Source organism: Pseudomonas sp. TJI-51, from assembly GCF_000190455.2.
Lineage (GTDB): Bacteria > Pseudomonadota > Gammaproteobacteria > Pseudomonadales > Pseudomonadaceae > Aquipseudomonas > Aquipseudomonas juntendi.
The window spans coordinates 1-8,454 of the sequence record NZ_AEWE02000083.1; the positions used below are offsets into that span (position 1 = coordinate 1).

General features: G+C 62.8%; 7 protein-coding genes. 3 read left to right on the forward strand and 4 right to left on the reverse strand.

What is annotated here, in order from left to right; genetic code table 11:
- Positions 1-30 precede the first annotated feature (30 nt).
- Positions 31-789: an SDR family NAD(P)-dependent oxidoreductase gene (locus tag G1E_RS18305; protein WP_009684631.1), complete on the reverse strand. Its 759-nt coding sequence runs from the start codon at positions 787-789 to the stop codon at positions 31-33.
- Between the two features lie 112 nt (positions 790-901).
- Between G1E_RS18305 and G1E_RS18310 the strand changes: the two genes are divergently transcribed.
- Positions 902-1,810, forward strand: a complete 909-nt coding sequence (locus G1E_RS18310) for a LysR family transcriptional regulator (RefSeq protein WP_009684632.1) — start codon at positions 902-904, stop codon at positions 1,808-1,810.
- Positions 1,811-1,935: 125 nt separating this feature from the next.
- Positions 1,936-2,265 carry a DUF2025 family protein gene (locus G1E_RS18315; protein ID WP_009684633.1) on the forward strand — a complete coding sequence of 110 codons (330 nt, stop codon included), beginning with the start codon at positions 1,936-1,938 and terminating at the stop codon, positions 2,263-2,265.
- A 70-nt stretch (positions 2,266-2,335) separates the two neighbouring features.
- Here the strand turns inward: G1E_RS18315 and G1E_RS18320 are convergent, their stop codons facing one another.
- Together G1E_RS18320 and G1E_RS18325 are read right to left on the reverse strand one after the other, a co-directional pair.
- Positions 2,336-4,900, reverse strand: a complete 2,565-nt coding sequence (locus G1E_RS18320; RefSeq protein WP_009684634.1) for an EAL domain-containing protein — start codon at positions 4,898-4,900, stop codon at positions 2,336-2,338.
- Positions 4,901-4,951: 51 nt separating this feature from the next.
- Positions 4,952-6,025, reverse strand: a complete 1,074-nt coding sequence (locus G1E_RS18325) for a diguanylate cyclase (RefSeq protein ID WP_033690737.1) — start codon at positions 6,023-6,025, stop codon at positions 4,952-4,954.
- 129 nt (positions 6,026-6,154) lie between these two features.
- Here G1E_RS18325 and G1E_RS18330 point away from each other — a divergent pair, with 129 nt between their 5' ends.
- The gene (locus G1E_RS18330; RefSeq protein WP_047149994.1) at positions 6,155-7,246 is read left to right on the forward strand and encodes an MBL fold metallo-hydrolase; all 1,092 of its coding nucleotides are present in this window, start codon (positions 6,155-6,157) and stop codon (positions 7,244-7,246) included.
- A gap of 2 nt (positions 7,247-7,248) precedes the next feature.
- Here the strand turns inward: G1E_RS18330 and G1E_RS18335 are convergent, their stop codons facing one another.
- On the reverse strand, positions 7,249-8,145 hold the full coding sequence (locus tag G1E_RS18335) for a formate/nitrite transporter family protein (RefSeq protein ID WP_009684638.1): 897 nt from the start codon (positions 8,143-8,145) through the stop codon (positions 7,249-7,251).
- Positions 8,146-8,454: the final 309 nt, after the last annotated feature.

Here is an 8,454-nt window from a genome sequence, read left to right on the forward strand (position 1 = left end):
CCCCCGCCCCCGGCCCCCCCCCCCCCGCCACTACAGGAACATGCCGCCCGAAACCTCCAGGCGCTGCCCGGTGATCCAGCCATTACCGTCTTCCAGCAACAAGGCGATCGCCGCGCCGATGTCATCCGGCAAACCCACCCGTCCCAGCGCGGTGTTGCCAGCAATGTAATCATTCACCTGCGGGTTGTCCCGCACTACGCCCCCGCCAAAATCGGTCTCGATGGCCCCCGGCGCCAGGATGTTCACGCGAATGCCCCGGGCGCCCAGTTCCTTGGCCTGGTAGCGGGTCAGCACTTCCATCGCGCCTTTCATGGCGGCATAGGCGGCGTACCCTGGTAGGGCAAACCGTGCCAGCCCGGTCGAAATGTTGATGATCCGGCCGTTATCGACAAGCAGTGGCAAGAGGCGTTGGGTGAGGAAGAACGGGCCTTTGAGCTGAATGTTCAGCAGTTGGTCGAACTGCGCCTCGCTGGTTTCGGTATACGGCACGTTCAACCCGATGCCGGCATTGTTCACCAGAAAGTCGAAACGCTGGCGACCGTGGTGCTGCTGCAAGACAGCCGCCAGCCGCTCGGCAAAGCCGGCAAAGCTGCTGGCGTCACCCACATCCAGTTGCAGCATGGTCGCCTTCACATCTGCCTGCTCCAGCGTGGCCGCCACGGCCTGTGCTTCTTGCGCTTTGCTGTTGTAGGTGCCGATGATGTCGATGCCACGGGCGGCCAGATGCTCGGCGGTGTTACGGCCAAGGCCGCGGCTTGCGCCGGTGATCAGGGCAATCTTGCGGGTCATGGTAAGAACCTCTCGATGGGTGGGTGCTCACAGGTTATTGGTCGGCTGGAAGGTGTTAAATCCTGCAAAAATGGAAATACTGTTCGCCTCAACCGGATAGTCGAGGGCGGGCGTGAATAAGTTGGAGTTGCTGCGGACCTTTGTGCGGGTCAGTGAAGTGAACAGCTTTACCCTGGCCGCCGAGAGCCTGGGCTTGCCACGTTCGACGGTGTCGGAACAGGTCAGGGCGCTGGAGCGCCTGCTGGGTACGCAACTGTTCAACCGCACCACCCGCCGGGTGCAGGCCACGCAGGATGGTGCCTTGCTGTACACACGCAGCAAGGACCTGCTGTCAGGTATGGACGAGATCGAGAGCCTGTTCAGCGCCGATGATGCCGAACTGGCCGGGCGCCTGCGTGTCGACCTGCCGACGATGATGGCGCGGCGGGTCATCATTCCCGCGTTACCCCGGTTCCTGCAGCGTTTTCCACGTTTGCAGGTAGAGCTCAGTTGCACCGATCGGCAGGTCGATTTGCTGCGTGAGGGCTTCGACTGCGTGATGCGCATCGGCGCCTTGCATGACCTGGATGTCGTGGCCAGGCCGGTCGGGCAATTGAGCATGCGCAACTGTGCCAGCCCGGCTTACTTGGCACGCCATGGGGTGCCCCGTACCCTGCAGGACCTGGCAGGGCATCAATTGGTGCACTACGTGCGCAACCTGGGGGGGCGCTGCGCCGGCTTCGAATACGTGCAAGGTGGGCAGGTGCAGTACCAGCCCATGGCTGGGGCGGTAACGGTCAATAATGCCGAAGCCTATTCGGCAGCCTGCCTGGCCGGGCTGGGGCTGATACAGGTGCCGGCGGTGGGGGTGGCCGAACACCTGCAGCGCGGCGAACTGGTCGCGCTGCTGCCGGCCTGGCAGGCGCCGGCGATGCCCGTGTCGTTGCTGTATGCGCGGCAACGGCATGTACCCCGCCGGGTGCAGGCGTTCATGCAGTGGCTGGCAGAGGTGCTTCGCAGCGAGGTCGATGCTACGGCGTGAAGTTGAGCCGGGTCATGGCGCACGCACGGCCGCTTGCATTAGGCTTGGACTGGCGAGGCGCCCGGCAGAGGCGACCCTGTGCTGCCCAGCGTGCGTATCTTCCGATTTCATCACGAGGTTACGCCATGGCTATTACTTCCCAGGACATCTGCAACGCAGCTGACCAGCTCAAAGGCTTCGTCGGCTTTCATGACAAGCGCGGCGTTCATATCGTGCGTTTTTCCGAAGACGCGTTCGGTATGGATGTCGCTGACGCCAGCATCACCCCCTGCAGAGAGTTTGTCTGGCGCCCCGAGCAGGGGCAGCGCATGGCCCTGTGCCGGGAGCGCCTGGCACTGTTGCTGGACCAGCACGTGGATGACCGCTTGAACATCGCCGAGCCGCTGCGCATCTACCTGCGCCGCGGCGACTTGCCGGAAATCATCGCCGAGCGGCGGGTGCAGCCTACTGGCTGAGGCCCGCTCGCGCCCGTTGGGTTGATCGGGGCGTTGCCGCGCAACCGTGCAGAGGCGGCTCGACCCGCGCCTACCGGGGGCGCTGCAACAACGCCCGCATGGCCGCGGTATCCAGTGGCCGGCTCAGGTAATAGCCCTGTACTTCATGGCAGCGGTCCATTTGCAGCATGGCTAGTTGCTGTTCGGTTTCCACGCCCTCGGCCGTAACGGTCAGCCCCATTGCCTTGCCCAGGTTGATGATGGCCTGGACCACCGCACGGTCGCTGCCGCCGTTGGTGCTCAGGCCACTGATGAAGCGCTTGTCGATCTTGAGGCTGTCGAAAGGATACGTTCGCAGGTAACCCAGCGATGAATAGCCGGTACCGAAGTCGTCCATGTTCAGGCGCACGCCCAGTTCTTTGAGCGACAGCATGGTCCCCAGCGCGCCCTCGATGTCGTTGAGCATCACATTCTCGGTGATCTCCAGTTCCAGGCGTTGCGCCGGGAATGCCGTGCCCAGCAGGATTTCCCGCACGTCTTGCACCACATCGCTGCGCAGGAACTGCGCCGGTGACAGGTTGACCGACACCAGGATGTCTGCAGGCCAGTCAAGGGCGGTGCGGCAGGCCTCGTGCAGCACCCAGCGGCCCAGCGCGACAATGATATCGCTCTGTTCGGCCAGCGGGATGAAGGTATCCGGCCCCAGCAGCCCTTCCTGAGGGTGCTGCCAGCGTATCAGCGCCTCGACCGCGACCACGCGCAGGTCGCTGAGGCGGTAGCGCGGCTGATAGTGCAACTCGAACTCCTGGTTCCGCAGGGCGCGGCGCAGGTCGTTCTCCAGTTGCCGCCGGTACTGGATCTGCTGGTTCATTTCGCTGGCGAAGTAGCGCCAGGTGCTCTTGCCGTCTGCCTTGGCCTGGTACAGGGCGATGTCGGCACAGCGAATCAGCTCGCCGGCGTCGAAGCCCTGGGTGCGGGTCTGGGCGATGCCGATGCTGGCGCCAATGTGCAGGGGTTGGCTGTCGAACATGACCGGTTGTTGCAGCAAGCCGATCAGGCGCGCGCAGAAGCGGTCGATCTCCTGGCGGTTGTCCATGCCGCCAAGTACCACGATGAACTCGTCCCCGCCCAACCGCGCCACCAGGTCACCGTCGCGGGTGGTGTCGCGCAGGCGGGCTGCCACTTCCTGCAGTACCGCATCGCCAGCCGCATAGCCGAGTGAGTCGTTGATTGGCTTGAAGTTGTCCAGGTCAAGCAGCAACAGGGTCAACGGCGGTGAGTCTGTGCCGCGCAGCAGGGCCTGTTCCAGGTGCCGGGCCAGTTTGTTGCGGTTGGCCAGGCCGGTCAGTGGGTCGTGCAAGGACAGGTGCTGAATACGCGCATGGGCGTCGACTTCGTCGGTGATATCGCTGGCAGTGCCGCGCAAACCCACGGCCGTGTCCTGGTGCCAGATGGCGCGGGCGGAAATCCGACAATAGCGGTTCTGGCCATTCTGGTCGCGGTAGGTGCAGCGCAGGTTGGCCAGCTGCTGTGGGTCAGCGGTGGCCAGGGCATCCAGCCAGGGCGACAAGGGCGTGGTGTCGCAGGCCAGCAACTGGTTGAGCGGTTGGCCGAGCCAGTCTTCGACCGGGTAGCCCGTCACGCTGGCAAAGCGTTGCGACAAGTAGGTCAGGCGGTGGTGCCGATCGGTCTCCCAGATCCAGTCCGATGCCGACTCGGCCACCGCGCGAAAACGTTGCTCGCTGGCCTCCAGCGCCAGGTTGCTATGCTGCAGGTGGGCAAGCGTCAAGCCGATGGCCCGGGAGCTGCGCCACGCATGGCGGCACAGGTAGAGCATGACCAGCCCAAGGATCAGCAGGGCGCTGAGCAGGGCAGGCAATACCGCCCCTAGCAGCTGGCGCCCAGGCAACACGCTGTTCCACGACAGATGGTAGCCGGTGTCGCCCAGGTTGATGCGCAGGTGGTGGTGGGCTTGTGCGTCTTCCTTCTCAACGCGCATGCCGGCCAGGCCTGCACGCTTACCCAGCTGCGCCAGTTTGGCCTCGGTCAGCTGGTCGACGAACAGCAAGACCGGCGCCTGGCTCACTTCGCCTTCAGTGACATCGCGATCTGGCCGTATGGCCGCGGCGGTGAGCACGGCCGGCCAGCCATTGAACAGCACGAAGCGGGTGATCTGCTCGCGGGCAATGGCCGCCGCTCGGGCCTGGTCGATGATCGGCTGGATAGGGGCATCTATGTACGTGCCTACGCCTGCGGGGCTGGGCTGGCCTTTGAACAGGGCATAGGTGGTGCGGCCGTTTTCCACGACGAACACGCCTTCATAGCCGCTGGCGCTGTACAGCGATTCACCTATGTTCTTTTCATCATAGGCCCACTGCCAGTCGGCTTCGCCAGACAAGTGCTGCAAGGCGTCCTCCCATACGGCATAACTGGACAGGAATTGGCGCGACGCCAGTAACCGTTGCTCCAGCGCCTGATTGGCATGGAAGGCGCTGCGTTCGCGCTCTTGCTGGTCGAGGGTTGCGGCGATGTTGAACAGCGCGCCGAGAATGACCAGGCAAGCCAGACCGTAAACGGTGCTGAAGCCGGCGATCAGGTTACGCACTTGGAAACGTGGGGTAGGGCTGGCGGGTGGGAGGTTGGCAGTCCTGGCCATGCGCGAGCGGCTCCTTCAGGAAACCTCCTGCCAGGCAGTGAGGCAGCAGGTTCAATCAGGATAGGCCAGCTTCAGTGCGGTAGCTGCGCCACCGGCAAAATTCACCCGGTCGCGGCCAGCGTGCTTGGCAGTGTATAGCGCCTTGTCTGCCTCTTGCAGCCAATGTTCCGGTGACTCCAGGCTGGCATTGAAAGGCGACAGGCCAATACTCAGGCTGATGCGCAGGTGAGGGAGCTGCGCGTTGCGATACCCGGAAACCTGCTCACGCAGGCGTTCCATGATCTGGCAGGCCTGAGCTTCGCTGGTACCCGGCAGGATCACGCAGAATTCGTCGCCACCGTAGCGCCCGGCCTGGTCGCACTCGCGCAGGTTGCGGCGCAGCTCGGCGCTGAGCTGGCGCAGTACGCAGTCGCCAACCACGTGGCCAAAGGTGTCGTTGATGGTCTTGAAATGATCGATGTCGATCAAGGCGATCACCGCGTGTGCCTTTTGCTGTTTGCATTTTTGGTATTTGACGAGCAACAGGTCTTTCCAGGCGCCGTGGTTGAGCAACCCGGTGAGGCTATCCGTGAGGCTCAGGGCGCTGAGCCGGCGTTTATGGTCGCCCAGCTGGATTGCCAGCCGGTAGCACACCCAGCCCAGGGCCAGGGGGTACAGCGTCAGCATGGGCAGGCAGGCGTATATCTGCAGTGCAGTGGCATTCAATTGCAGGCCTGGGGCGAGCAGCAGGGTGCCGACCAGAATCCCGGCCAGTTGCGCAACAGCCCCTTTGAGCACCAATTGCCGGCCCCCGGCGGCCACGTTGTTCATGGTCATCATCGACAGCACGGTCACGGTCGGCAGCGGGTTGAAGTGCATGGCGGCGGCCCAGAAACCGCCCAGCAGCGAGTCCAGCAACAGGTTGCGTTGCTCGGCCCGGTACGGGGTTGCCGACCGGCTCGCCCACAAGTAGGCGACGTGGGGCCACAACAGGCCATTGAACAGCATCAGGCCCCACACCCAGGTGGGCGGGGATTGCGGGGCCACGCCAGCCATGACGCTGAACAGGCCGATGCCCATGCCCACCACACGAGGCGGGTAGATGCGCTTGACGAACGAAAGGCCTTTGCCGCTGCGGTTGTGCATCATGGTCATGTTCTTCTGCCGGGGTACCGTTTATCGCATAAATCGCATGAATATTGTCGAACAGTGTCGCCCCACTGAAAAATGACCTTACAAGCCAATTCACGGTTGATGCGATCACTGTGGGGTAACATGCGGACTTTCCTGTTGCTAGGAGTGTTGCTGATGGTTCCTTTGGCCAATGCTGCCGGTGACCCGGCGCCCCAGCGTGACGGGCGTTTTCACAATCAGGCGCAGCTACCGAAAGATGGCTTGCTGAAGAAGCTGCGCATCGGTCTGAAGTACCTGTTCCTGCGCAAACCGCCGAATACCCGGCCAACCACGCCGGTCAGCCTGCAACCGATGACCCGCCAGCAGGTGCTCGATGCGCCAGACCGCAGTCTGTGGCGGCTGGGCCATTCCACGGTATTGCTGAAGTTGCGAGGGCGCTTCTTCATTACCGACCCGGTATTCGCCGAACGCGCCTCACCGGTGCAGTGGGCCGGCCCGCAGCGGTTCCATGCGCCCCCGCTGGGGCTTGACCAGCTGCCGCCACTGGCGGCGGTGGTGTTGTCGCACGACCATTTCGATCACCTCGACGAGCAGGCAATCCGCCAGCTGGCCTCGCGAACCGGGGTTTTCCTGGCCCCGCTTGGCGTGGGTGAGCTGCTGATCAGTTGGGGCGTTGCGCCAGCGAAGGTGCGTCAGCTGGACTGGTGGCAGGAAAGCGAAGTGCAGGGTGTGCGTTTTATTGCTACCCCGGCCCAGCACTTTTCCGGGCGTGGGCTGTTGGACAGCAATCGCACCTTGTGGGCGTCGTGGGTGATCATCGACCAAGGCGTACGGGTGTTCTTCAGTGGCGATACGGGCTATTTCAACGGGTTCAAGCTGATTGGCGAGCGCTTTGGGCCGTTTGACCTGACCCTGGTCGAGACCGGCGCCTACAATCTCGCCTGGCCTGATGTGCACATGCAGCCAGAGCAGAGCCTGCAGGCCCACCTGGATTTACGCGGGCGCTGGATGCTGCCGATCCATAATGGCACGTTCGACTTGTCCACCCACGGCTGGCAGGAACCCTTCGAGCGCATCCTGGCGTTGGCAAACCAGGCCCAGGTACGGCTCAGTACGCCGCAGATGGGCGAGCGGGTGAGCCTCGACTCGCCGCATGCCGGGCTGAACTGGTGGCAGCCCCGCCCGGTGCGCCAGCGCAGCCTGAAGAATGAGCGAAGCGTTGCGGCGCGCTAGTGTCACTTGGTGTCGTCTTTGCCGCGCTGGCGTTGCGCCCGCTCGTGCTCCAACAGCCGCGAGGGTGCCTTGCCACTGTCACTGCGCACCTGAGCGTGGCTGATGAGCGCGAAAATGAAACTACCGCCGATGATGTTGCCGGCCAGTGTCGGCAAGGCAAACTCCAGCCAGAAGCTGCGCCAGGTTTCTTCGCCGGCCCACACCAGGTAGGACACCTCGACCGAGCCCACTACTATATGGGTGAAGTCGCCAATGGCCATCAGGTAGGTGATCATCAGGATGATCCAGATCTTGGCGTTCTCCATCGAGGGGATCATCCATACCATGGTGGCGATCATCCAGCCCGAGACGATGCCCTTGGCGAACATCTGGCTGATGTCGTTGCTCATGACCTTGCGGCCGATCTCCAGAAACGCCATGTCGGTCTTGCTGTCGAAGATCGGCAGCTCGAGCATCACCCAGGCCACCAGCAGGGTACCCGCCAGGTTGCCCAGCAGCACTACGCCCCAAAGCCGCAGAAGGCGGCCGAAGTTGGCAAGGGTAGGGCTGGTCATGACCGGCAGCACCGCAGTCAGGGTGTTCTCGGTAAACAGTTGCTGGCGGGCCAGGATCACGGCAAGGAAGCCGGCGCTGTAGCCGATGCTGGCGACTACCTGGGCGCTTTCACCTTCTGGCAGGCGGGCATAGAACAGTCCCATGGCCATCAGGGACAAGCCCATGGACAAACCGGCGGCGACAGCCGACCACCACAAGGCGGCGAGGGTCCGTTCCAGTTCCTGATCGCCCTGGTAGCGAATGGTCTCGTGCAGCACTGCCGCTCGTGGCGGTTGGTTGTGGCTGACTTCCTGCTCTTCATCTGCCGAAAGCCCTGGGGTTTTCTCGCTTTGCTCGACACTCATGGCCGTTTCGCTCCGTGGTGGGGTTCTCTACAGATTCGTGGCGATTTCATTAGTTGCCGGGGGGCAGGCGAAACGGCTGAGAAAAGTTTTTGGAACAAGGTGTTGACTCTGAATTCAAAGCGCGTATTATTCGCCTCCTCGCAGCGATCAACGCTTCGAGGCAAGCGGTAAGTTGTTGAAGTTGTAGGCTTTCGAAAGAAAGCAGCGGTAAAAAACTTCAAAATAAACGCTTGACAGCAAATGAGGAAAGCGTAGAATGCGCGCCTCGGTTGAGACGAAACACTCTTAACCAACCGCTCTTTAACAAAT